At 45.5% G+C, this 26651-nt stretch carries 23 protein-coding genes; 2 read left to right on the forward strand and 21 right to left on the reverse strand.

What is annotated here, in order from left to right; all coding sequences use genetic code 11:
- The first annotated feature begins 204 nt into the window (after window positions 1-204).
- Entirely contained in the window at window positions 205-795 is a 591-nt protein-coding gene (locus ACED45_RS13385) for a TetR/AcrR family transcriptional regulator (RefSeq protein WP_371714236.1), read from the forward strand.
- Window positions 796-914: 119 nt separating this feature from the next.
- Here ACED45_RS13385 and ACED45_RS13390 read toward each other — a convergent pair whose 3' ends face one another.
- The 21 genes from ACED45_RS13390 to ACED45_RS13490 all read right to left on the reverse strand — a co-directional run bounded on the left by ACED45_RS13390 (window position 915) and on the right by ACED45_RS13490 (window position 25801).
- Entirely contained in the window at window positions 915-2162 is a 1248-nt protein-coding gene (locus ACED45_RS13390; protein WP_371714237.1) for an anaerobic sulfatase maturase, read from the reverse strand.
- 119 nt (window positions 2163-2281) lie between these two features.
- The gene (locus ACED45_RS13395) at window positions 2282-4027 is read right to left on the reverse strand and encodes an arylsulfatase (RefSeq protein ID WP_371714238.1); all 1746 of its coding nucleotides are present in this window, start codon (window positions 4025-4027) and stop codon (window positions 2282-2284) included.
- A gap of 91 nt (window positions 4028-4118) precedes the next feature.
- A complete protein-coding gene (locus tag ACED45_RS13400; RefSeq protein ID WP_371714239.1) occupies window positions 4119-4550 on the reverse strand; it encodes a tetratricopeptide repeat protein in 432 nt (143 codons plus the stop codon).
- A gap of 161 nt (window positions 4551-4711) precedes the next feature.
- Window positions 4712-5905, reverse strand: coding sequence for an iron-containing alcohol dehydrogenase (locus ACED45_RS13405; protein ID WP_371714240.1), 1194 nt, complete (start codon window positions 5903-5905; stop codon window positions 4712-4714).
- A gap of 176 nt (window positions 5906-6081) precedes the next feature.
- Window positions 6082-6525 (reverse strand): hypothetical protein, encoded by a 444-nt coding sequence (locus ACED45_RS13410; RefSeq protein WP_371714241.1) that lies wholly within the window; start codon window positions 6523-6525, stop codon window positions 6082-6084.
- Between the two features lie 56 nt (window positions 6526-6581).
- Window positions 6582-7997: a coniferyl aldehyde dehydrogenase gene (locus ACED45_RS13415; protein ID WP_371714242.1), complete on the reverse strand. Its 1416-nt coding sequence runs from the start codon at window positions 7995-7997 to the stop codon at window positions 6582-6584.
- Between the two features lie 288 nt (window positions 7998-8285).
- Window positions 8286-8768 carry a MarR family winged helix-turn-helix transcriptional regulator gene (locus tag ACED45_RS13420; RefSeq protein ID WP_017632044.1) on the reverse strand — a complete coding sequence of 161 codons (483 nt, stop codon included), beginning with the start codon at window positions 8766-8768 and terminating at the stop codon, window positions 8286-8288.
- A 361-nt stretch (window positions 8769-9129) separates the two neighbouring features.
- Window positions 9130-10341, reverse strand: coding sequence for a choline ABC transporter ATP-binding protein (gene choV / locus ACED45_RS13425; protein WP_371714243.1), 1212 nt, complete (start codon window positions 10339-10341; stop codon window positions 9130-9132).
- A gap of 2 nt (window positions 10342-10343) precedes the next feature.
- Window positions 10344-11186, reverse strand: a complete 843-nt coding sequence (choW, locus tag ACED45_RS13430) for a choline ABC transporter permease subunit (RefSeq protein WP_060980753.1) — start codon at window positions 11184-11186, stop codon at window positions 10344-10346.
- 95 nt (window positions 11187-11281) lie between these two features.
- Window positions 11282-12253 (reverse strand): choline ABC transporter substrate-binding protein, encoded by a 972-nt coding sequence (locus ACED45_RS13435; protein WP_371714244.1) that lies wholly within the window; start codon window positions 12251-12253, stop codon window positions 11282-11284.
- 157 nt (window positions 12254-12410) lie between these two features.
- The gene (betA, locus tag ACED45_RS13440) at window positions 12411-14123 is read right to left on the reverse strand and encodes a choline dehydrogenase (protein ID WP_371714245.1); all 1713 of its coding nucleotides are present in this window, start codon (window positions 14121-14123) and stop codon (window positions 12411-12413) included.
- A 72-nt stretch (window positions 14124-14195) separates the two neighbouring features.
- Window positions 14196-15656, reverse strand: a complete 1461-nt coding sequence (gene betB, locus ACED45_RS13445) for a betaine-aldehyde dehydrogenase (RefSeq protein WP_102321259.1) — start codon at window positions 15654-15656, stop codon at window positions 14196-14198.
- 125 nt (window positions 15657-15781) lie between these two features.
- Window positions 15782-16384, reverse strand: coding sequence for a transcriptional regulator BetI (betI, locus tag ACED45_RS13450; protein WP_004732441.1), 603 nt, complete (start codon window positions 16382-16384; stop codon window positions 15782-15784).
- Between the two features lie 428 nt (window positions 16385-16812).
- Entirely contained in the window at window positions 16813-17325 is a 513-nt protein-coding gene (locus tag ACED45_RS13455; protein ID WP_371714246.1) for a hypothetical protein, read from the reverse strand.
- Window positions 17326-17334: 9 nt separating this feature from the next.
- Window positions 17335-19017 (reverse strand): LruC domain-containing protein, encoded by a 1683-nt coding sequence (locus ACED45_RS13460; protein ID WP_371714247.1) that lies wholly within the window; start codon window positions 19015-19017, stop codon window positions 17335-17337.
- A 207-nt stretch (window positions 19018-19224) separates the two neighbouring features.
- Complete coding sequence (locus ACED45_RS13465; protein ID WP_371714248.1) at window positions 19225-20409, reverse strand: M24 family metallopeptidase; 1185 nt, start codon at window positions 20407-20409, stop codon at window positions 19225-19227.
- A 37-nt stretch (window positions 20410-20446) separates the two neighbouring features.
- Window positions 20447-21790: a TRAP transporter large permease gene (locus ACED45_RS13470; protein WP_146491149.1), complete on the reverse strand. Its 1344-nt coding sequence runs from the start codon at window positions 21788-21790 to the stop codon at window positions 20447-20449.
- Complete coding sequence (locus ACED45_RS13475) at window positions 21787-22329, reverse strand: TRAP transporter small permease (protein WP_332409120.1); 543 nt, start codon at window positions 22327-22329, stop codon at window positions 21787-21789. The genes ACED45_RS13470 and ACED45_RS13475 overlap by 4 nt, the downstream gene beginning before the upstream one ends.
- Window positions 22330-22450: 121 nt before the next feature.
- The gene (locus tag ACED45_RS13480; protein ID WP_371714249.1) at window positions 22451-23494 is read right to left on the reverse strand and encodes a TRAP transporter substrate-binding protein; all 1044 of its coding nucleotides are present in this window, start codon (window positions 23492-23494) and stop codon (window positions 22451-22453) included.
- Between the two features lie 199 nt (window positions 23495-23693).
- Window positions 23694-24905, reverse strand: a complete 1212-nt coding sequence (locus ACED45_RS13485) for a M20 aminoacylase family protein (RefSeq protein ID WP_371714250.1) — start codon at window positions 24903-24905, stop codon at window positions 23694-23696.
- Between the two features lie 101 nt (window positions 24906-25006).
- Window positions 25007-25801: a maleate cis-trans isomerase family protein gene (locus ACED45_RS13490; RefSeq protein ID WP_146491152.1), complete on the reverse strand. Its 795-nt coding sequence runs from the start codon at window positions 25799-25801 to the stop codon at window positions 25007-25009.
- Between the two features lie 295 nt (window positions 25802-26096).
- Between ACED45_RS13490 and ACED45_RS13495 the strand changes: the two genes are divergently transcribed.
- Window positions 26097-26588 (forward strand): Lrp/AsnC family transcriptional regulator, encoded by a 492-nt coding sequence (locus tag ACED45_RS13495; protein ID WP_086714699.1) that lies wholly within the window; start codon window positions 26097-26099, stop codon window positions 26586-26588.
- Window positions 26589-26651 lie beyond the last annotated feature (63 nt).

Consider the following 26651-nt stretch of genomic DNA (forward strand, 5'->3'; position numbering starts at 1 on the left):
CAAACAAGCTCTTTAAGGCTGTTATTTTCATTTTATAGCATGCGCTTATCTTGAAAAAAGTTTTGTCGCTTAGAGGTGCCAATAAGAGACAAGTCACTTTGACGAAGCGAGTCAACTATTGACAGCGTCCTAACGCGCTAGACTGGACGGTTGGTATGTTGCTGGTTACACTATTCCTCATTCTCAGCATAAAGAGTAAGAACAATGAAAGACATGCGACAAGCTATGCTCGATGCAGGGTTTAGCCTTATTAATGAACACGGGTTTTCTGGTGTTGGCCTGATGAAAATCATCAACCAAGCGGAAGGCACCAAGGGTTCTTTTTACCACTACTTTAAATCCAAAGAGCACTTTGGCGAGATCCTTCTTACTAACTACTTTGATGAACACCTCGCTAAGTTGGACGACTTTTTAAGTGATGAATCGCTTTCTCGTCGTGATCGCGTTAAAGCCTATTTCGATTTTTGGTGCGCGTCGAAGCTGACTAAGGACTTCAATATCCAATGTCTTGTCGTAAAACTGGCTGGAGAAGTGTCTGGGTCTGCTAACCCGTTGCAATCGACTATGGCGGAAGGCGCAGAAAAGATCATCCTGCGTATGGCAAAGCTGTTTGAAGAAGGTAATGCCGATGGTGATTTCACTATCGCAGAACCAGAATCGCTATCTCGAACGCTCTATGGCTTATGGCTAGGCTCAACGCTCATGGCTGCGATGCAGCGCAACCGTTCGATTCTAAACAATGCCATGGATGAAACCATTCTTGCCATGAGCCCAGCACAAGAATCGGCTGACTAGATACCAGCGACCAAGTACCAAAAACCAAAAACCAAAAACCAAAAACCAAAAGGCTCGCACAATTTAGCGAGCCTTCTATCTAACTTTAAATCTTGATTGAATCGATTCACGCCAATTCACTACCCCAGACGAGACGTAATATTATTGGCTTTGAGTAAGCCCTTAATAACCGGGGCGATATGCTTGAAGAAGCTCAGCCATCCTTCACAGAGATAATTTAACCCTGCCTCACCATCTCGGCTTTTGATGATGCGGTTTTTGGGGCACTCCCCATGACATGCGAACTTAAACTCACAGGTTTGGCATTGTTTCGGCAAAGACTTCTGTTTGGAGAACCCAAAACTCTGTTGCTTTGGCGAAAAGGCTAAAGATGAAAGCTCTTGTTCCTGAATATTACCCAACTGAAATTCAGGAAAGACATAATGGTCACATGAATATACATCACCATTGGGCTCAACCGCTAACCCTTTGCCGCAGATCTCACTCAAGGTGCACATGGTGCTTTCTCTGCCCATCCACACGCCGAAAAAATTTTCAAAGTACGGCACTAATACCCGACCAAAATCATGTTCGAACCACTCGTCAAAAATGGTAGTAAGGAATTCTCCCCATTGCGCTGAACCGACACTCCACGATTCAACTTCGCCAGAGACAGGAATGATCGCTTGTTGGTTGCTCAACCATTGATTGTTGGTATGAGCCTCGCGCTTATCCACCACAGGGATGAACTGCAGCTGCTTCGAACCCACTTCATCGCGTAGAAAGCGATAAACCTCTAGTGGATACTTACCTGTCACATCATTCACACAGCTTAGGGTCACGAACTCGACGTTATGTTGTTTCAAGTAGCGAATGCCACGCATTGTTTGAGAAAAAGTGCCTTTGCCTGCACGGTTGGTTCGGTAGTGATTATGTAAGTGCTCTGGGCCATCAATGCTCACACCGATGATAAAGTCATGTTTATTGAAAAAATTACACCACGCATCATTCAACAAGGTGCCATTGGTTTGCAGATCATTACTAATAGTACTGTGGCTAGGGCAATATTTTTTCTGCAGGGCGACGACCTTTTGAAAGTATTCAATCCCCAACAAGGTTGGCTCTCCACCATGCCAAGAAAAGATGATTTCCGGTGTATTCTGCCCTTCTATATATTGTTTGATGTAACGCTCTAACAGGACTTCATCCATCGTATATTGAGATCCCTTGGGGTATTCAAGCAGCTGCTGTTTTTCTAAGTAATAGCAGTAGGTGCAACTGATATTACACACCGCCCCAATCGGTTTTGCTAGCGCTTGAAGCTTGCTGTGCGCCTTACCATTGAACTGCGGGATTGAACTCAAGTTTGATAGCGATAGTGTCGTCATGAAGAGCGCCTCGATGTAAAAGTTATTGTATTAGCTAAAACAATTCGTAATTCCTTTACACGGTGTTCATCGGCCAACCAAGCTTGATGGCATTAGGTTGGCCGAGTGGTTCATTTCCTCTATTTTACGTTTTCAAACGGGTTCCACGCTTCGTCAACCGGAACGATGTTTTGCACTTTTTCGTACTCTTGATATTCAGCGACCATTTCAAGGAACAGATCTGGCATTTCATTTCTCAAGTCATGTTGCTCAGCAGGGTCTTTCTTGGTGTTGTATAAGTGCCACTCACTGTCCCCCCCCATACCGGTAGAGATTCGGATGATCTTATAATCGCCTTTGAGCAGAATTCCACTGCCAAACAATTCAAATGGAATCGCATTATCGGCACTGTGCACCTCTGCCGTTTCACCCTTAAAGTAAGGCAACAAGCTCACGCCACTCATTGGTGCTACTTCTCGACCTTGATATTCCGTTCCTGGATGCTCTACCTCTGCGATCTCAAGAATCGTGGCTGCAATGTCTTTCACTTGGGATAAGTCGTCAGTCTGAGTTCCCGGTTGCAACGCATCTTCACCTTCTAGAAGCGCTTTGGCTGGCTTAACGATAAACGGCACACGAATACCTCCCTCTGCTGTATAAGCTTTGTACCAAGATAGGCCGCCGGTTGAAGCGCTTGCCCACTCAGGACCAAGTGACACACTGGAGTTCGCCTTGCCTAAGTTTTCAGTCGAATTATCAAAGTGATGAGCGGTCCAGGTTCGGATCAGATCACTAATATTTTCACCGGTAATATCAGTAGCTTCTGGACCGTTATCGGCGAGATACATAATGTAAGTGTTGTCATACTCACCAATTTCTTTCAAGTAGTCGACGACCTGCCCAACTTGTTGGTCTTGCATCTCCATCATTCCCATCGCAACAGCCATTTTCTTGCCGTACCACTTTTGCTCTTTCTCAGAGAGCGAGTCCCAAGGGCGGCTTAATGAATTACGTCCTGAGATATCAGCCTCTTTAGGAATCACGCCCATCTCTTTCATACGTTCGAAACGGTCTTCTCGAACCGAGTCCCAACCATGTTCAACGTAGTAATCGACTTTATCTTGATAGGCCGACTCAGGCGCTTGCAGTGGCAGGTGAATACCGGTGAATGGGACGTAAGCGAAGAAAGGCTTGCCGTCGTCTTTTTTGCTGTCGATCATCTTGATGATCTCGTTGGTGTACACTTGGTCTGAGTATTCGCCTTTGTATTTATCCTCAACCACTTCACCGTTGCGGTAAGTTGGCTCAACTTCAACACCGGGAATATCGCCTTTTTGCAGCGCATCGGCTGTCGCAGCATTTTTGGCAGGGAACATCATATCTCGATTAAAATGATTCGAACCGCCAGCTAAAATGCCATAACTTTCAGAGAAACCCCGGTCATCAGGTAAAAAACCATCTTCATGACCTAAATGCCATTTACCCGATAAATAGGTGTTGTAGCCATTGTCTTTAAGTAACGTAGCTACCGTTACGCCCTTTTTAGTGAGATAACCTTCATAGCCTGGCTTACCAATAGCTCCCGGATAGACGGCATAGTCAAAGGTTCCTAGCCCAACCTCGTGACTGTTTGCTCCGGTTAACATCATTGAGCGAGTCACTGATGAGGTTGGTGAAGCGTGAAAGTTAGTGAATTTCACTCCCTCTTCGGCTAACGCCATCAAGTTAGGTGTATCGACTTCTGAGCCATAAGGCTGAGTATCAGCAAAGCCCACATCATCACCGACGATAACGACAATATTCGGTTTTTCAGATTCGGCGGCAAAGGCTGCACTGCTTGCTGCTGCCATTGCGGTAAACAGCACGGATTTCTTGAATGTCTCCATAAGACGTTCTCCAATTTCTATGATTAACTTTTCTGTGATTAACCTTTTTGTGATTAACTTATTCTGCAATTAACACAGGTTAGGATTTGAATTAGTGCGCGGCTTGGGACATCCAATGTAATAAGTCGAGCGCAGGGTCATAATCTTGAGCGGCTGCCATACCAATCCAGGTGACAGCTTCCGCTTGGCTCACTTCAACGCCACTTCCAGAGAAATACATCAGGCCAAGCTGAGTTTGAGCTTCAGGGCTACCTTTACTCGCGGCGGTCTCGAACCATTGAGCAGCTTTATCATCGTTCTGCTCGACGCCCTCTCCGCTCAGATATAAATAAGCGACAGAGAGCTGGGCATCCAATTGCCCTTGGTAAGCTTGATCCAACAGTTGCACGACATCTTGATGCTGCTGCGATTGAACCATAGTGGCCAGGTTCTTAGAGCTTTCGCTTCCAACGCTTGCTTTGGCAAAAAACACAGCAGCCAAAACACCAGTCAGAATCACGGTAGTTAAACGTTTATTGATCATTTATTTCCTCCTCGGGAATAAAAGTCACAACGTCCCTGTTGAATGGATTAGGTGAAAATCAGGAATGGCGCGATAATGCACAAGCTAGACAGCAATACGTTTTCAATCTTCATGGTGAGTCCTCGGTGTACAATTAATGACTAAATCTTCTCAGCAACTAACTAGATGGATTTTTCTATAATCTGTTCAATCACTTGCTTTGAAATTGGGTAAAACTGGAAGCAAATATCTTTTTCAATTGCTTCGGCAATATTGACCTTCTCATTATCATCAAACTCCCAGCTACTAAAGCGCTTCATCGCTCCGACACGAGTTTGGAAATCGTTTAAAAAGCCCAACACTCTCTGGTAAACCATCTCGTCGGTACCTGTGCAATCAACCGAGAACGCTTGGGCTAATTTGAATGCGTTTGGCATATAGAATTCAGGCAAAGCTTCAATCACTACCGGCATCAATACCGTGTTGGCGTCGCCATGAGGGATATGGCTAATCGCACCAAAGGCATGAGCACAGTTGTGGATTGGGATACCGCCCAATGAAGAGTAGAACGCAGAGATTGCCATGGTGCTAGCTTGAAGAAGATTGCCGCGTGCCGTGAGATTTTCAGGTTCCTCAAGTGCCACGGGTAAGTTTTCAACAATCAATTTTGCCGCTTGGATACCGTAAGCATCGGTAAAAGAGTTGCTCATTGGCGAAACAATCGCTTCAACCGCATGTGTAAGTGCATCCATCGCAGTGGAACGAGTAAGGTGAGCGGGTAATTTAGTCGTAACCGTTGGATCAAGAATCGCAATGTCAGCTTCTAAACCAGACGCAACCAAACTTGCCTTAATGTTTTCATGCTCGTTGTAAAAAACAGCAATCGGAGAAGCTTCTGCGCCCGTGCCTGCTGTTGTTGGTACCGCAATGTGAGGCACTCGAATGTCTTCGTTATTTGGCCACACTTCCATAAAGCCACCGCCGGCAATCACAGTGCGGATATCATCAATCTGTTTATGAAGTGCGTATTTCACGCCTTTCGAAGCATCAATCACACTACCGCCACCGACTGACAAAATAGCGTCTGCATTCAAGTTGTTCGCAAACTCAATTGCAGAGTTAATGTTGTCGCACGTCGCATCCGGAGCAATGTCGGTATACACGCCGACGAGTTGCGCAGCATCTTGGCTAGCTTCCGGATTAACAAACAGTGCCGAGAATTGCTCAACAAAGCCCAACGATTCCAAGCCCTTATCAGAAAAAAGCACGACTCGCTTCGCACCCAATCGAGCAAACAGAGACGGAATATTTTCGATACCGTTCTCTTGCGCGTGAACAATGGTTTTCAGTTGAAAATTAAAATTATTGGCTGTCATGGTGGTTACCTCATTTCTAGTTGATGACTAAACAACAACCAATACAAACCGGTCGGTCTAGTGTGTAAATGTCAAAGATATGTCAATTAAGATCCTTGAAGATCATTTCGCACATACAAAAAAACCCGCAAATGCGGGCTTAGAAATATTTGATTCAATGAGTTAAACAAGCGAGGTTAACGCAAATGAGCGGGCACCTTGGTTTTATCTCGATTGAGGTAGTAGTAGAGATAAACCAAAGAGTAGATGGTTACAAACGCGTCAAGCGCAAACACACCACTCCAACCGTAGAACCACTCATAGTCATTAATACAAACGTTGTATAAGAAGATGCCAACAAACATCGACTTCTCAAACGCGCTGTAAATCATGGTCGAAGTACGTAGTGACTTGTACTTGGCAGAGAACATCAACAGCACGCCAATACAACCAACCATCACCCCCCAGTGCTGATAAGTACCCAACAGGTACTCCTTATTTTCCATCATCGTATCGTTGTAAGAAAACAGGGTCTGCATGCTCCAATCCGGTGCCAAGAAAGTGGAAAAAGCAGTGGCGGTTAAGAATCCAGTAATCATCAAATACGATTTCATGGTTCGTTCAAAAAAGCGTTCCAACATAAAATAACCTCTAAAAATAACTTCTTAATAATGAATAGCGTAATGACAGAAATGATTTACTTACCAAGCATGCTCATCACTGCTGTTTTTAATTCGTTGTCTTCTTTTGCAAACAGCTGCTTAACTCGATGATCTAAGCCCGTTTCCAAAACTGTTTTGGCATGGGAGAAAGTGAGAAAACCTTCTTTACCGTGATAATTGCCCTGCCCTGATTCACCAATGCCACCAAACGGCGCATCATCAACCGCTAAATGGAAAACACAGTCATTGATACACATTCCACCGGAATGAACTTGGTGCTTAACCTGGGACTGTAAACTCAAATCAAAGCTCATCAGATACAGCGCTAAAGGCCGTGGTTTGCTATTGATGACTTGGAACGCCTCTTCGATATTGCGATACGTAATCAAGGGTAATAATGGGCCGAAAATTTCTTCGTTCATCACTTTGGATGACAGGCTTGGTTCAACGATCAAATGTGTCACCAATCGATGAGTATCTAGGTCCATCGCTTCGTCATGGCAAGCAACGATTCGTGTCCCAGCTTCCTGCTCTTCATTCAATAAACCAACAATACGATCACATTGGCGAGGGTTAATGAGCGAGATTAAACTCTCAGAGTAGATCCCTTCATCAAACAATAATTGGTACTGTTTTTTATACTCAAGAATGAAGGCTTCAAGCTTCTCTTCAGGGAGTAGCACGTAATCTGGAGCAACACACACTTGACCGTTATTTAGGCTCTTACCATAAATGATTCGCTCAACAGCAAGATCGACTGGCATATCTTCAGCCACGATAACCGGCGACTTTCCACCCAGCTCAAGCGTGACAGGAGTTAGCGTATCAGCCGCTGACTTCATCACTTGGCGACCCACTTGGGTTGAACCCGTAAACAGAAGGTGATCAAACGGCAACGCCGAAAATGCCGCGGCAATTTCAACCTCGCCCTCAACAAGACATACCTCGTTGGCATTGAAGACTTCATCCAATAGTTGTCTTAAAACGTGATTGGTTTCTGGCGTAAATTCACTCATCTTGATCATGGCGCGATTGCCCGCTGCCAAGGCTGAAATGAGCGGGCCTACGGATAACATGATAGGGAAATTCCACGGGGCAATGATCCCCACTACGCCTTTAGGCTGATAAACCACTTCAACACGAGAAGTTGAAAGCAAAGGACCGGAGTGGCGAATTGAAGATGTCGACCAATGTGGCAAACACTCGATGGTGTGATCGATATTTCCTAAACAAGGAAGTATGTCGGCCATCAAAGTATCTTGTCGGCTGCGGTGACCATAGTCCTCACTTACCGCGGCACACAAACGGTCTGTGTAATCGATCAGAGCAGATTTCAGCGCAAGCAACTGTTCTATTCTCACCGACACAGTGGGCATCGGATCATCTGCAAAAGCTTCCTGCATAGTCTTCAACGTCGCTGTCATTTGTGTTGCCGTCAATTCATGTTTCATACATCACCTCATGGTTAGGAGAGGCACACAATAATACACAACAAACCGGTCGGTCTAGTGTTATTTTGTCAGAGAATCGTCAAAGCGTTTATGAAATAAGTGAATAAACGTTAAACAAATTAAAAATCAGAAAGCTTGGGAATTTAAAATCGAAAGGAGTAATTGGAAGACAGTTTGGACTGAAATAGTCAAAGGGATAGAGGCTACAAGATCAAAAATGGCCGCTTAAAGCGACCACTAAATATTATTCTAATTTATTGTTTTAAAACAATTAAATAATCTTCCTGACTAGCTCTTGGCAACGTTGGCAATGCCTTCAAGCTGTAGCACTGGGGCAGCATCGATGTCTTCTGCGTTCATCATTGATGATACGCGTTGCATCGAGGAAAGCAGTAGGCTCTGCTCCCACGGTTCTAGGTTTTGGAATTTTTTAACGAAGTTATCTTGCAGCGGCGGTGGCGCATTGTTTAGCAGCTCTTGGCCTTTTTCCGTCAAGTTCGCATGCACTTTACGACGGTCTGCAACACTACGGATACGTTGTACGTAACCATTCAACTCTAGGCGATCGATGATCGTCGTGGTTGTGGCTTGGCTTACATTGGTGTGATTCGACAATTCTTTGATCGTCACATTACCCATTTCTTGGATTGCTCTCATTAGAATTAATTGAGGGCCAGTCAAACCATACTCTTTACTCAGCTTTTTCGAGTGTAAATCGATAGCGCGAATAATTTGTCGAATAGCGACCAGGATTTCGTCATGTTTGTCCAAGATGCAGACCTTTGTACTAATATACTGTGAGTGGTTTTACAGTGTCGAAGCGAAGAACTCTCATGAAATCGGAGTCAGGACCGCTCAAATTACACTGTAAATTGATAAATTACGTCATTAATTTTTCCGCATTGTACTGATGTTCATACTATTCTCAATCTTTTCTATGCCTCTGAATTTGCGCAGGGCAACACTTTTGCTCAATGAGTCACGATTTTCGCTCTTATATCGGCTAACAAGGTAACAAAAAGCCAGAAGTCGTTAACAAATAAAAAAGCAGAGCAGTCAAATAGGTAGGGAGGTTGTGATGGCCCCACTACCTATTAAATGTTTCGATATCTGACTATTTTAGTTCAAAAGACTAAGCAGCATTATTTAGTTGAAAATTACCTGTCAGCGCGTTGTAGAACTCGCTATTATCCAAGATCCCAACCAATTGATTGTCTTCAACCAGCAAAATCGGATGGTTACTGATCTGCTTGAGCTTGATCGCATCACGCATGCCAATTTCAGGGCTTGTGACCACGACACTCGACGCGCTGATCGCCGCTAAGTCATCTGACTCGCTCCACTCGACAAGCGCCAAAGTCGATTCACCTTTGACCGATAAAGCACCTTCACTCTGTTCAATCCAAAGGTCTTTAGAATCGCAGATCTTCCAGCTTTCATTCTCTTGCGTCAGTGAATCAAGAGGCTGCATCAAAGAACGACCTTTAAGCACATTCAACGGGTTGGTGTGAGCAACAAAGTCCTTCACATATTCTGTTTTCGGCGTCAGAACGATCTCTTCAGGTTTACCGTGTTGAATCAGTTTGCCTGACTCCATGATCGCAATGTTATTGCCAATCTTCAGAGCTTCATCTAGGTCGTGACTCACGAACAGAATCGTCTTGTTGAGTTTGTTTTGCAGCGTGATCAGTTCATCTTGTAGTTGAGCTCGAATCAATGGGTCAAGCGCTGAGAACGGTTCGTCCATCAATAGAATGTCAGTGTCCATGGCAAACGCTCGTGCCAAACCGACACGTTGCTGCATACCACCAGAAAGCTCATGCGGGAATTTCGTTTCCCATTCGGCTAGGCCGACCATTTCTAATTGTTCACGCGCCTTAGCACGACGAACATCTTTAGCGACACCCTGCATTTCAAGACCAAATGCCACGTTGTCTAATACGTTAAGCCATGGCATCAAAGCAAACTTTTGGAACACCATTGATACGCGGTGAGTACGAAGATGACGCAGAGTCGCTTCATCACACTGTGCTAAATCGACTTGTTGGTCACCGTCTTTGATTGTTAGTGAACCACGGCTGATCTCATTCAAACCGTTAACTGCGCGAAGCAAAGATGATTTACCAGAACCAGACAAACCCATCAATACACAGATCTCGCCTTCTTCCACCGTCAGCGATACATTATCCACACCAACAACTTGCCCTGTTTCATCAATGATCTCTTGGCGAGTTTTACCTTGGTCGAGTAGATCAAGCGCTTGATTGGCTTTGTTACCAAACACAACATCAAGGTTTTTAATGGCAATCGCGTCCATTGGCTTTTGTTCTTGAGAGATAGACATGATTAAGCTTCCTTCTGGTTTGGTGTTTTGCACAAGCGGTCAAGAATGATTGCAACTAAAACAATCGCTAATCCGGCTTCAAAACCTTGTGAGATGTTCACTGTGTTCAATGCACGAACAACCGGTTTACCAAGTCCGTCAGCACCGACAAGAGCGGCGATAACCACCATCGAAAGCGACAACATAATACATTGGGTTACACCCGCCATGATGCTTGGCAGAGCGGCAGGTAATTCAACTTTGAGCAGTAACTTCATGCGACTTGCACCAAAGGCTTTACCCGCTTCAATCAACTCTTCAGGGACTTTCGTTACCCCTAAGTAGGTCAAACGAATCGGAGCAGCTATCGCGAAAATAATGGTCGAGATTAAGCCAGGAACGATGCCCAAGCCGAATAGAACCAGAGTTGGAATCAGATACACAAACGTTGGAACGGTCTGCATTAAATCCAAAATTGGGCGCAACATCGTATAGAGCCAAGGACGATGCGCAGCCATGATGCCAACCGGTACGCCAATTAATACGGAAATCGTTGTCGCCGCAAAGACGAGAACAAAGGTTTCCAGCATTTCTTGCCAGTAGCCGAGGTTAAGAATAGTCAGCAAAGCCGCGACCACAAAGATCACCAGCGAAGGTTTACGGTGTAAGTACCATGCAATCGCAGCAGTCATCACGATTGGCAGTGCAGGCGGCATCCACTTAAATACATCGACTAAAAACATAATGACGGTTTCTAAAAAAATCGAAATAGCGTCAAAGAATCCTGCTGCATTGATTGTTAGCCAATCAACACCCGCTTCCATCCATTGTCCGACAGGGATTTTGTTTTCCGTAATAAAATTCACAATATTGCCTTTTATTATGGGCGGGCTACTTCAAACCAATCGATAAATTGGTAAGCCCACCTTTATTATTTATGTAGCTGTTGAGATAGGTAGAACTAAGCTTTAACTTGTTTTAGGTATTCAGTAACCGCTTGAGTCGCTGATTCACCTTTATGCGTTTTTACGTTGTCTAACCAAGCTTCAACTTGTTGAGGGTTATTGTTCAACCATTGTTGAGCCGCTTTTTCTGGCTTCACTTTTTGGTTAAGAATCTCTTCCATCAACTGATTTTCCATCTCTAGAGTGAATTCTAGGTTTTGTAGAAGTTGACCGACGTTTGCACACTCAGACAGGTAATTTGAACGAACGTTAGTATAAACATTCGCACCGCCGTAGTTAGGGCCGAAGAAGTCGTCACCGCCTGAAAGATATTCCATTTCAACATTGCTGTTCATCGGGTGCGGAGCCCAACCAAGGTAAACAATCCACTGGCTACGACGAGCAGCGCGAGATACTTGCGATACCATGCCCGCTTCACTTGATTCCACTAGGCTGAAATCTTTTAGACCGAATGCGTCAGAGTCGATCATCGATTGGATTAGACGGTTACCATCGTTACCAGGCTCGATGCCGTAGATGCGGTCTTTAAATTTGTCGGTATGTTTTGCTAGGTCTGCGAAACTTTTAACACCGGCGTCGTACACGTACTTAGGTACAGCTAGCGTGTATTTCGCACCTTCAAGGTTGGCGCGAACAGTTTCAACGGTGCCCGCTTCACGGTATTTAGCAATATCGCCTTCCATGGTTGGCATCCAGTTCCCTAGGAATACATCAATGTCGCCGTTTGCCATTGAAGAGTAAGTCACCGGTACTGAAAGTAGGTCGGTTTTGGTTTTGTAACCAAGGCCTTTTAATAGTTCAGAAGTAACGGCGGTTGTTGCGGTAATGTCAGTCCAGCCTACATCAGCGAAGCGAACGTTTTCACATTGCTGTGGTTCTACTGAAGCGTTAGCACCAAATGCAAATGAGCTGATGGCTAGTGCTGTTAACGTTTTTGTCGTCACGTTCTGAATATTTAGAGTCGTCATAATGGTTCCTTTTTATCTTTCCTTTTGCTGCTCGATATCAACGCCGATAGAGAGCAGTTCTTCTGACTTTTGACTAATTAGTTTTGTTATTTTTTGCTTGTTACTTGTTGTTTTTATTCTTTACTACTTTTGCTATTTTTTACCCAATAACAGACGCTTACGCTTCTCGTACTGGCTTATTGATTCTTTGTGTCTCTTCCCATTCCGGTGCTATCCATACCGGAACGTTTTGCTCTTTTAGAACGGGCTTGCCCAGAATCAAATCCGAGGCACGCTCAGCCACCATGATGGTTGGCGCGTTCAAGTTTCCGTTTGGAATAGTTGGGAATACAGACGAATCAACAACACGCAGATTATCAATGCCGCGAACACGACACTCTTCATCAAGCACCGCCATTGGGTCGTTATCAGCACCCATTTTGCAACCACATGAAGGGTGATACGCACTTTCTACGTTCTGCTTAACCCATTCATCGATTGCTTCATCGGAAGTAATATTTAGACCCGGCTGAATCTCTTCACCACGGTAAACATCCATCGCAGGTTGCGACAAAATCTCACGCGTCAGACGAATACAATCGCGCCAATCTTGGCGGTCTTGTTCGGTTGAGATGTAGTTGAAAATGATCTCTGGCTTGGCATGCGGATCAGCAGAGGTGATCGCAACCGTACCGCGACTCTCTGGCTTGTTAGGTCCAACGTGTACTTGGAAGCCGTGGCCATCAAAGGCCGCTTGGCCGTCGTAACGCATTGCTGCTGGTAGGAAGTGATATTGAATATTTGGCCACTTCAATCCTTTACGAGAGCGAATGAACGCGCACGATTCAAAGTGGTTAGTGGCACCAAGACCCTTACGAGTCAGAATCCACTCGGCACCAATCATGCCCTTACTGACCAAGCCAAGCTTGCTGTTGAGCGTGATCGGTTCGTTGCAGTGATATTGGAAGTACACTTCTAAGTGATCTTGAAGGTTTTCACCGACGCCATTCAGTTCGTGTTTCAGCTCAACGCCGGCCTTTTCAAGCACGGCTTTCGGGCCGATACCAGAAAGCTGAAGCAGTTGAACAGAACCGATAGAACCCGCAGAAGAGATCACTTCTTTGTTCGCTACCGCCACTTGGGTATTGCCTGACTTTTCAAACTCGACACCAACCGCTTTCAAGCCCGATAGACCTTCTGAGTCTTGCGCTTCAAGTAAGAAACGACGCGCCACGATACCCTTCTTCAAGGTTAGGTTTGAACGCTTCAATGCACGGCGTAGATAAGCGTTAGAGGTTGAGGCTCTAACACCCTTGTCTACCGTCATATGCATAGTGCCGAATCCTTCTTGCTGGTAGCCGTTGTAATCGTTTGTTTCTGGGTAACCGGCATCTTTACCTGCATCGATGAACGCTTGGTAAAGCGGGTTGAGCTCCATATCGTTACCGTTACAAGTGCCGACAGGGCCATTGTCACCACGGTATTCATCACCGCCTTTGTTCCATGATTCAGCACGGCGGAAGTAAGGTAAGCATGCTTGGTAGTTCCAACCCGCTGCGCCCTCTTCTTCCCATTGGTCAAAATCACACGCGTGGCCACGAACATAAACCATCCCGTTGATCGATGAGCTGCCGCCTAACACTTTGCCACGTGGGCAGTGCAGTTCACGTCCATCAAGACCCGGTTCTTTCTCTGTTTCAAATTGCCAAGCGTACTTTTCAGTATTCATTGGGTAAGAAAGCGCGGTTGGCATCTGGATAAAAATACTCTTATCCGTGCCACCAGCTTCCAGTAATAAAACGCTATGTTCACCGCTTTCCGTTAGCCTATCCGCTAACACACAGCCGGCCGAACCCGCGCCGACGATAATATAATCGTAGCGTTGTTCCATGTTTTGATTTCCCTGAGATGAGTCAGTAGGGCTAGCTCTGTTAAGCTAACCCATAAAATTGAGTGTTACGCTTTAGGCATAAGGGCTGGCGTAGTCGCCAAGTTCAATAAGAATGCTCTTAGTCTGCGTATAATGAAGTAGGGTTTCTGGTCCATTTTCACGGCCAATACCCGAAAGCTTGTAACCACCAACAGGCATTTCTGCCGGTGAGTCGCCCCACGTGTTCACCCAACAAATACCTGCCTGCATTTGATGAATAACACGGTGCGCACGAGAAAGGTTTTGCGTGAACACACCAGCCGCCAGGCCGTATTTGGTGTCGTTAGCGCGGCGAATCACATCGTCTTCGTCCGTAAACTTCAACACTGACATCACAGGGCCGAAGATCTCTTGTTGAACATGAGGCATGTTGTCTTCGCAATCCACAAACACCGTTGGAATAACAAAGTTGCCGTTTTCGAGACCGTTGTCTGTCACTTGATAGCCGCCCGTCAACAGGGTTGCACCCGACTGCTTAGCTAGCTCAATTGCTTCAAGGACTTTTGACAGGTGTTCTTTAGAAATCAACGCGCCGATCTGAGTCTCCATGTCCATTGGGTTACCAATGATCAGCTTCTCAGTGCGTGTTTTAAGTTGATCGATGAATGCGTTGTAGATGTTTTCGTGTACATAAACACGAGTACCGTTGGTGCACACTTCGCCTTGGGTGTAGAAGTTAGCAACCATCGAAGCGGAAACCGCATCATCCAATTTCGCATCATCAAACACGATCATTGGTGACTTGCCGCCAAGTTCCATGGTGACTGATTTCAGCGTCTTAGCGCTATCTGCCATTACCGCTTTACCGGTACCGGTTTCGCCCGTGAACGACACTTTCGCGACATCTGGGTGCGCCGTTAGCATTTGACCAACACGGTAATCGCCCTGAACCACGTTAAACACGCCATCAGGAAGACCAGCTTCAGTAAAGATTTCTGCAAGCTTGAGCGCCGTTAGCGGCGTTTCTTCTGAAGGTTTGAAAATCATCGCGTTACCCGCGGCCAATGCCGGAGCCGATTTCCACATCGCGATTTGAATGGGGTAGTTCCACGCGCCAATGCCCGCACAAATGCCTAGCGGCTCGCGGCGAGTGTAGAAAAATTGAGATTCGCTCAGCGGCTGTTGGTCGCCTTGTAGCGTTGGAGCCAAACCAGCAAAGTATTCAATAACATCAGCGCCAGACGCCACATCCACTTCAATCGCTTCTTGCAGCGGCTTGCCCGTATCAACAACCTCAAGATTTGCAAGGTCATTATTTCGAGCTCTAAGTATTTCCACTGCCTTCAAAAGAATGCGGCTGCGTTCCACAGCGGTCATTGCTGACCATACCGCAAATCCGCGCTTCGCAGATTCAATAGCACTGTCGACATCCGCTGAAGATGCTTGGCCTAACGTCGCGATAGGTTCGCCGTTTGCAGGGTTAATGCTATCAAAGGTTTCACCAGAGGTTGCTTTAACCGCTGCGCCATCGATGTATAACGAGTTCATTTCCATTTGAGATTCTGACTTAATTATTGTTATTAGACTCTACTGGTCTATATGTGAGTATTAGGTGTAAATAGTGGTCGTTCTAGCTCTTGCTCTAGGTCTAGCTCAAGGTCTAACGCTACCACTGCGATCTATTTGCTGTGACACGAGTAGAATGTAAGTTGTTTATCTAGATAATCATTGATGATGGCACGCGCCTTTTGAGCATCGATACCATCTGGGTTTAGTGTGCCTCTCAGCCACAAACCATCAATCAGAGACGCAATCCCGTGAGCAACGAGATCCGCTTGTTCATGATTCAAAATACCTTTCAACTCAAGACGTAAGTGTGAAATCAAACGTTTTTCATTCACACGCTGCAGTCTTTTCAGCTGCTCGTCATGCATTGAATATGACCAAAATGCCAACCACGCCTTCGCGACCTTATTTTCTGCTTGGTAACCTTCGAAGTTACCATCGATGATTGCGTTGATTCTCTGTTGGTGAGCATCAACAGGAAGCGCTTTTAGTGAAGTCGTGATGGTGTTGGAGAGTTGGCGAAGGATTTCACGCATGGTCTCTTCGAGCAGGCCGTGCTTACCACCAAAATAGTGATTAATGATGCCGGTAGAGACTCCCGCTTCTTTGCTGATCAACGCAATACTCGCGGCATGCAAACCGACTCGATCAATCACCGTCATGGTCGCTTGAACAAGCTGTGGTTTACGTATGTCAGGCATCCCAACCTTCGGCATTTCTTAGTCCTTTTATTTTTTATTGAACGTTCAGTTAAATATAAAATGACAGAAATTTAGTTAGGGTTCAAATGATTATTTAAAACAAACTCGTAACAACACAGCATTCAAAACCACAAAAATCATTATAAAACAATAAATTAAATATCATTTAGAGCACTAACGAAAACAATTAAAGATTTGAGGTGTGATAGTTAATGGTCAAATGTTTTTACTCAATAAGAACAAAACTTAACCACTTATCTTCTGAGCCGAAATGGGTGATATGCAAAGAATAGGCATCGTTATTTGTGGTTAAGAAGGGAGAAGCGATGGCGTAATTGATCGAGAGCAAGAATGAAAATCAGATACGACGAGAGCACCTTTATCAAGTTAGGTGCTCTCATTTTTATCACCAATATCGAGGTAATAAAGCGTGGTTAGTTCAACTAAAAAGCTAAGTGGTAACTATTGCTCGACTGATCCAGTGAAATCACCCAACTTTGCTCTTTCTCACTGCTGCTCATCGGCACCCAACGAGCGTAAATTTGCTCCCAGTTCCCATTCACTTCTAATTCCACAACATCGATTTGAGTTGGATACACCGTGGTGATTCTCGATAAAGGGTCAGCGACAACATCACCGTTACTCATCACAAATGCCGACTCGGAATACAAATGCAGCGCTCCCGAAGTCGTTCCCGTGTAATCCATCGACAAACTGATTTTCTCACCGATATCAAATGAGAAGCCGACGGGGGCCACAATATCCGAGGTGTTGATTGCCGCAGCCGCAGCAGGTTGAGAGGGCGTTGCGGGTGATTGAACCGGCGTTGGGGTAACAGCTGGCGTCTGCGCAGGTGATGCACTGGTGTTACCACCGCCACCTCCTCCACCGCCGCCACAAGCACCAAGTATGAGTGAGAAGGATGTCATGGTGATTAATTTACTTATCTTATTCATGGTACTCTCCTACTCATCCGTCGCTGATATAACTTTGTTGGTGGTTGATGCTTTGTACCATTCACCATCAGTCTCACCGCTGCTGGTTACCCATGTAGGGAATGATGTATACGCATCACTGATATCAACCAGTTCTACAGGGTGATCCCATTCGTCACGAATATTAATAACCCATGGCATGTTGTTGCTGGTTTTGAAGGACTCAGAACCTGAAGAGCTATCATCATGGCTGTTGAATAAGGTGTTATTCATGTCACTGGTACCAGAAAATGTTTTGAGGTGAGTTTGCCAAGTCATGCCCGGTGGCGTTCCAACAAAGTCACCGTGATAAATTCCGTCAGCGGCAAAAATGAATGAATCATAAGGCGGATAACCGATGTCATCACGAGACACAGGAGTCGTAAACTCCACATACAACTGATAGTTGAGAACATCAGCATTTTGCTGATCAGAACACGCACTTTGGGTTCGGTAGAAAACGCAACTTTCTGAAAGTTCTCCTAGGTTATCGAGGTCCGCCCTTAGATCCTCAGATACCATCAGAATCGTCTCACTGTCCCCTTCCTTGAGAATAGTATGAGCAACCGCCACACCATTTCGAGTCAAGGTTGTAGATGCCACATTGGCAGGCAGGACGTTCGGTAGCTTAACGGCATAGCCATTAGAGTAGCCTGCTCCCATGGCTTGGAGTGTGTAGTCTACGGTCAAATTTTTAAGTGCTCGCTGTCCATTGAGCTGCTCCGTGACTTGATAACGCCAAACCACGTCATTGAAGTCGTAGTCACCTTTTAGTGGCCAGTTATCCTCAAAAGCAATCGTTGCGTAGCTATTGGAACTTGGGTAGACAGTTGTCACTGTCACATCTTCATTGTTCTCTTGAACAAGCACCTCATATTTTGAGTCTGTTGTGCCATCTTCATTGACCCCATCAACAGCAGAAAACGGGGTAACATCAACCGTGAAGATCAAATCATTGAAATCATTGTCTCCGCTCGGTCGATAGATATCCTCAAAACCAAGCACTAGAAACTCATTCTCTGTATCAAGAAAAGCGACATTGTGTCTTCTATTTTCAATGGTCGCTTCTGGGTTGATCGCAGGATAGCTGTAAAAAGGCGTTCCCCAACCTCCAAGCCACGGAATGTTGTTATAAGAACCCTCCCAACTCCAGCCATTAGAAATGATGAAAAAGGCTAATGTTTGACCCGCCGTAAGTTGGACACTTAGGTCAATGGAGTCACCTTCTTGCATTTCCCCTACGTCAGCAACGGACGTATTTGGAAACACCACTATGTGTGCGTTGATATCGTCTTTAGTTGCTGGAGGGTTGTTGGTATCAAAAACGAAGTAACCAAGGGTGTTGCGGTAACCCGCCCCTTCGTTCAGGAAAGTGATTGTGGCTGTGGCGTACTCTGCACCGTCCAACTCATCATCAATATCAATACTCGAATAACGCTCAGGTGCAATAAAGGCACTGTTCACGGTAGTGCCTTCTGGCAACATCGAATAGACGTTAGTTAAAACATCTTGAGGAAGTGACCCCGCGATCGAATAAGTATTATTGGGTTTACCTTTTGCAGAATAGTTAGAAGCATCCGAGCCTGATTCAAATGTAAGGTCTGCGGTTGTCAACGCCATCGCGACACATGGCACCAAGCAACTCGACAATATGACTGAATTCCAATTTCTCATTCTGTTCCCTCTTTCACTAGCCTTAAACGTGTATAGAGGAATGGAGCAAGTATAGTGCCGAAAAATAAAACCATATTTAACAGAAGGTTATGATTATCTAGTTGAAAATTCTCATTTTGAGAATGAAGTTGAATGTAAAAACCGCTATTCAAATAGCGGTCTTAATTTGGGATGAATAGAAGGGTTAACAAAGTAACTAACTGTGGTTTATTCGCCGATAATCGGCATAGACTGCCAGGCTCTTTGGTGCAACATTTCACAACCAGATTCGGTAATAACGATGTTCTCCTCGTGTACCATCATACGGTTTTTCGCAAATGCCATACCGGGCTCTAACGTTAACACCATGCCGGGTTTTAATATCACATCACCATTTGGCACATGTGATGGCCACTCGGTTAGCTGCATACCCAGACCATGCCCCATTCGACCCACATCGTTGCCGAGTGCACCGTTCTTTTCGAGCACCGACCACATGGCTTGCCACACGTCTCCGGTTGTTCGTCCCGGTTCAGCAATCGCTAACCCTGCTTCTGTCGACTGATACACCGCGTCATAAGCCGCTATTGTATCTGGCTGCGCATATCCAAACGCATAGTTCCGGTCAAAGTCACTGAAGTAGCCATCAAAGTTAGCACCCGTATCGATGATCAAAACATCTCCTTCAGAAAGCACACGATCGGTTGGTCCCATGATGATGTTGTCATAACCACCTTGGCCGGATGCCGAGATCAGATAAGGACATGCATCAGCGCCCAAGCGTAGCATTTCCAAATGCATGGCTTTACACGCCTGTCGCTCTGTCATACCTATTGCTAAATTTTGGCGAAGATACTCAAAACCCGCCGCCGTGACTTGGCACGCAAAGCGCACTTTATCGATTTCTGCTTGAGACTTAACACTGCGCAGATCGCGAATCATCAGCGATACATCCACCACACTATGTTGGCTTAGTTTCTGCTGTAACAATGCATAGTTAATGGCTGGCATACGCAGATGTGTTTCTGGGCCGACCATCGAACCGATTCGACGAGATCCTCTCGATACTTCAGACAACGTAGCCGCTAGCAAAGAGATACCGTCGTCTTCTGGCCTTGGTGATGGCCAACTGCGCACGTCGTCAATCCATGTATCATCAAAGCCAGCGACACCAATCTCTGGCACCACAGCGATAGGCTTGCCAACCGCAGGCACCACCAAAAACCAAGGTCGAGTTGGACTTTCCCAGAACTGCGATTTAAAGCCACTGAAATAGCGAAACTCAGGTTCGGTCGTAAAAAACGCAGCATCGATGTTTTGAGCACGTAGACGTTGTTGTAACTCGACAGTACGTTGCTCTAGTTCTGCTGATTCAAACCCTCTCTGCGGAGGTGTTAACGGCAATATACTCATATCTCTATCCTTGATTAAATTAGGGTAACTCGGCGAATTAATTGAATAAAACATCTCTTGGTAACAGAGCGATACTTGGGAAGAAAATCAGCAAAGCAGACATCAATATCAAGATGAGGAAAAACGGCAGTGTTCCGCGGATAACTTCCATATAAGGGCGTTCGAAAATCGCAATCGCGGTGAAGATGTCACAACCGAATGGAGGCGTGGCCGACCCAATCGCCATTTGTAGCGTCACCATCACGCCGACCAAGATTGGGTCGATGCCCGCTGCATCAACAATCGGCATGAAAATCGGCGTCAAGATAAGAAGAACCACCAATGAATCCACGAACATACAACCGACAAAGAAAGTCAGTGCGATAACAAACAGTATGAATTCAGGCGAAGCGTCTTCTAGATTGAGAGGAGCTAACAACTCTTGAGGGATTTGCTCAAACGAGATGTACCAAGAAAACGCCTGACCGACACCCACCAGCACAAACACAACCGCCGTAATCAAGCCGGTATTTAACGCTGCATCACAGATGTCTTTTACGCCAAGTTTGCGATAAAAAATGCACTCAACGATGATTGCATACAACACGGCAAATGAGGCAGCTTCGGTAGGTGTGACTACGCCAGAATAAATACCACCGATGATCAAAGCAGGGAAACCAAGAGGAAGAATCGCTTTCTTGATCGCTTCAATACGTTCTGCTGTGTTGGCTTTTTCAACCAAAGTGATGGTGTCGCTGTGTTTTACGCTGTAGGCATAGCTGTATAACGAGAACAGACTCGCGAGCACTAAACCTGGGCCAATACCAGCAATGAATAGCTCACCCACACTGGCATTGGCTAAAGTGCCGTAAAGAATCAGACCGATACTCGGTGGGATAAGAAACGCGATGTCACTGGCATTGATGATCAGAGCCATCACAAAACTGTCTTTGTACCCTGCTTGCAACAATTTCGGACGCATGATTTGACCAACCGACACCACGGTGGCTTGGGTCGAACCAGAAACAGATCCAAATAGAGTACAGCTAATGCAGGTGGTAATCGGCAGCCCACCACGCAGATGCCCTACAAACGCTTGAATCAGACCAAGTAAGTTATAGGCCGTATGTCCACGCGTCATAATATCCGCAGCCAAGATGAACATCGGCACCGCAATCAGTGCGTTTGGCGAGATACCTGTCACCATCTGCTGAATCAATACGCCGGGCTCAACCTGAGAGAAATGAATCAAGCCAATCAAAGCCCCGACCGCTAACGGAACAATCATAGGGAAGCTCAAAAACAGCAGAATCACCATCACAGAGACAAGAGTAAATGTGATGACATAAATATCTAATTCGCCGGCAATAATGTCCGAGAAAAACTGTGCTACATCGCTCATTCGAACTCACCTACTTTTGTGTTTCTATTTTCAATCACGTCAAATGACACGTAGATCTCTTTGTGCAGTAAGTTCATCAAGAAACTCATGCTGTATTGCAATCCGGCAATGAAAAAACCAATCGGAATGATCGCGTATACCCAAAACACAGGGAATTGAAGAGCTGGGCTTAATCGATTGATGTCTTTCAACTCTTTGACGTAGAAGAACGCATGGTAGGTGAGATAAAACATCAACATGGCAGTGAGTAGCGCAATGATGGTTGTGAGAACTTTTTGAGCTTTTGTGCTTAGTGAATCGTAGACCGCAGTCATGCGTATATTTCGCCCTTGGCGCACTGCATAAGCGAAGCCAATAAAGGTCACAGACACAATCAGAAACTGATTGAGCTCTTCTGAAAAAAACAGGCTTTTGTTAAAAGCATACCGACCAATCGCATTGGCCGTAGAATTAATCATCATCGTGAGAATGGCGGTCATGATCAAAAAGCGCTCTAGCTTTTCCGTCACAACACTGATTTTATGTAGCAATTCTTTCATAACAGGCAGTGCTCCATACTTCGTTCAGTGACAGGGGTCCATTGCCACAAATTGGAGAAGGTGGGAATAAGCTACCCGCCGCCAATGAACAGTGGATAGCATTCATCCTTACTAACGCTTTTTATTGCGTTGCTGAAGCAGCCTTCACTTCACCTAAGATTTCTTCGAGAATGTTTTTCGCACCCTCACGAGCTTCACTCTGCTGACCTGCTGGGTAGGCATTTGCCACTACGTCATAGTAGGTGGTGTGCAGTTTTTGGCTGAGTGTTTTAAAACGCTCACGCTCTTCATCCGTCAACACAACCACTTGCATGTTTGGACGCTCTTTCAGGATCTTGTCCATGTTCTCTTTGTTGATGCGAATCTGGTAGTCATAAGCAGCTTGGTCTGCGGCTTTGATCGCTTTGTCGACCATCGCTTGCTTCTCCTCTGACAAACCGTTGTACCATTTGCTGTTGGTCGAAACGGTGCTCACATAAGGTTGCTGACCTGGGAACATCAAGTAGTCTTGAACTTCATGCCACTTCGCGTTGTAGATGAAGTAGATAGGGTTAACCATGCTATCGATAGTCTTAAGTTGCAGTGAACCGTACACTTCACCCCAAGAAAGAGGAGTAGGTGTTGCACCAAACGCTTTGTAGGTTTCAACAGGAATGGTTGAAGTGAAAGTACGGATTTTCTGGTTAGCAAAGTCCTCAGGTGTACGGATAGGTTTGTTACCACCCCACACCATTTCGCCTTCCGACATCATCGACAACAGCTTTAGGTTTACGCTCTCAAACTTGGGTGCCAGCTTGTTGTAGATGGTTGGGCTTTCCGTTAAGATCTTATGCGTGATCGCTTCGTTAGTACCCAGAACATACGGTAAGCTCACCGCTTGTACCTCAGGAACATAAGACCCTAAGTGACCCGCGCCTACAGACACAAATTGAATGGTGCCTTTAGCAGCCAGTTCTACGATGTCGTTCTCTGTACCCAATTGTCCGTAGTAATAGATTCGAACACGGATGTCGCCATCAGATTCCTTCTTAATCACTTCCGCAAATTTTTGCGCATAGATGTCTTGAACGTCTGTTTTGTCCTCTTCTGAAGCAAACTTCCATGTTTCGGCATGAACGCCAAAAACCATGCTCAAACTTAGCAGTGCTACGCCTAATCGTTTCATCCTGTCTTTCCTTTTATTATCCTAATTACACGCTGATGACTTTGGTCACTTCACGCGCTTCAGTTTTGGCCGTGTCGACAATAAACTCCGTTTAAAGTCAGCCATCTTGCAGTGCCAAATGCGTCACTGCTGAATCTGTTTCTGTACTGATTACTTCTCATTGAGTTGCTTCTAATTCATTGTTTCTAAATAAGTGTGTCTAAATTGAACTTGCTAAACGGTCGTTCACCAACTGAATCCAGTAGCTCGCCCCGAGCTTTAAGATACCGTCGTTAAAGTCGTATTTTGGGTTATGCAATGCGCAGCCACCGACTGATTCCGTGCCATTACCCAACAACACATAACAGCCCGGTTTAACACGCAACATGCTTGAGAAATCTTCCGAAATTGTAAGTGGGTCGCAGGCGTCATTAACGTTCTCAACACCAAGTACCTTCTGCGCAGCAGCTACCGAGTATTGGGTTTGTTGCTCGCTGTTGATGGTTGGGTAGAAGGTATTAATAAACTCGAAATCGTAGGTCGCACCTGCCGCCTGACAAATGCCCGCCACGATTCGCTCCATACTTTGCTTGATTCGATCGAGAGAAGATTCAGTAAAACAACGGCAATCTCCCTTAATAATCACTTGAGTCGGGATGACGTTAACCGTGCCGTCTGTAATAAACTCGGTCGCAGAGACTACAGCCGTATCGTGGATCGCACTAAGATTGCGAGAGACGATGGTTTGCAGGCCAAGGATTACTTGCGAGCCAACGACTAGAGGATCGACCCCTTGATGCGGCAGAGCGGCATGCCCACCCACACCGTTGATCGTGATCTCAAAGCTGCTCTCACTGGCCATTAATGATCCAGGACGAACCATCAATTCACCTTCCGCTAAACCGGGAAAGTTATGCACGCCATACACTTCATCAATCGAGAATCGCTCAAACAAGCCATCATCAATCATCGCTTGCGCGCCACAGCCATGCTCTTCATCGGGTTGAAAAATGAAATACACCGTGCCATCGAAGGTTGGGTTCCCTGCCAATAGGTTTTCGGCTAAATAACTTGCTGCGCCAAGCAGCATTGCAGAGTGTCCATCGTGGCCACAAGCGTGCATCTTTCCATCGTGTTGTGAGCAATGTGCGAAGCTGTTTTGTTCATGAATATGCAGAGCATCCATATCAGCTCTTAGGCCAATACTCGCTTCACTTGATCCTGAACGAAGTATCCCTACCAATCCCGTTTTGCCAATATTGCGCACCACTTCGATACCAAAACTGTGTAACTTGTCGGCGATAAAATCGGAGGTCAGGTTTACGTCAAAGCCGCACTCAGGAAAGCGGTGTAAGTGTTGACGCCATCCCGTCATGCTTTGAATAAGCTGCGAAGACAGTTGGTCTGGTTTTATCAAGAAAGTAGACGACATAGTAGTGATCCCAAAGTGTAATTCTTTGTATTAACGTGAAATGTAGAGTTAGCTTGGCTGCTGAATGTAAACGTGAAGCGAGCAGCCTTAATCAAAGGTCGTTACAACGACTGCGACCTTCGGCAATTATCTGAGGATGGCTTAAGATGGTGCTCTAGTAGTGCACCAAAGCCTTTAATGGGTATGGGGTAGTTCATCAACTGAAGTGAGTGCCAAGCCAGCACCTGATTGCTGCTCACAACAGGTTTATCTAATTCCGCTTCAATGGATTCGATGACTGATGCAGCACGTAATGCAGTACAAGAGATAAACAGTAAATCGGCATTCGGATCACAGACTTCAATCGCGGCTTGTTTAATGTCCTGTGGTGAAATGAACGTCATCGCGGTGTCATCTTCAAAGCCGAAGCCAGCAATGCTCAACACCTCAATGCCTTGCGACTCAAAAAATGCGGCCACGTCTTGATTCACAGCTTCGGTATAAGGCGTTAATACCGAGATGCGCTTAGCTTTAAAGCTGTCGAAAGCCGCTAAGGCAGCGGTCACAGGATTCGTTACCGCAGCGTTTGGGCGAGACTGATGAATGAGCTGGGTAATTCGCTCACTTCCGATCGCCACCGTGCCAGAGGTACATGCATAAATCACAACATCCAACTCTGTGCCCGGTAAGATAGTATCGGCACAATCGGCAATTCCCGGCTCCATTCTACGTAAATTATCTATGGTCAAAGGATTGTAATTTCGAACACGGCTAGTAAAAGATTGCACATCACTTGGGTACAGTTGGGCGAGATCTCGCTCAATATTAAAGTCGGTTGCTAACGCGATCACACCGACGCGTCCTGCTGGTGCTAATGCTTCTAATTCAGACTGTAAAGTAGCGATTCCAGATCTCATACTTACCGATTCCTTGAACTCATTAAGTGTTAATAAAATGTGCACTCACAACTAACATCTTTGCCAATTGACTCTTTACATTTTGTTTACAAGGTTAATAATGCCCCGATAAGTTTAAGGATTATCATCAAATAACGTCTTTATTGTGCAGAAATTCCGCATTTTTATTACGTTATAGTGATTTTTTGTTCTCCCTGGTAGCTCACGCATTGCTAAGGAAAAATACCTTAATCTTGATCACACAATGACCTAAAAGTAACAATTCACTTACAAGCAAATATTGGGAAGCGTTGGTATGGCACAGCAACCGGAAATGACGGTCGACAGTTTTGACAGAAAGATCCTCAACATCGTACAAGACTCAAATCGAGCGACTTCGGACAACATCGCAGAAAAAGTGGGGCTCTCTCCCGCGGCCGTTCAACGGCGTTTAAAACGCATGCGAACTCAAGGGGTCATTCAAGCGGATGTCTCGGTCATCAATCCAAAAGCGGTAGGGCATGCGATGACTTTTATTGTCCAAGTGACCTTGGAGCGTGAACGCGTTGATTTGATGCATAACTTCAAAAAAGAGATGAGTGCCAATCGTTCTGTACAGCAGTGCTATTACGTGACGGGCAGTTCTGACTTTATCTTGATCGTCACTGCAGCAGATATGGAGGGGTACGACAATTTTACTCGTGAGGCTTTCTTCGATAATGCCAACATCAAAAGCTTTCAAACCAATGTGGTGATGGATAACGTCAAAGTCGGCCTGACAATTCCGATTGATGAGCAACGTGATTAGACAACGCAATACGTCGGAAAACGAAACAGAAATACAGAAATACAGAAATAAAAAAGACGGTAT

The sequence above is a fragment of the Vibrio crassostreae genome (genome assembly GCF_041439375.1).
Lineage (GTDB): Bacteria > Pseudomonadota > Gammaproteobacteria > Enterobacterales > Vibrionaceae > Vibrio > Vibrio crassostreae_D.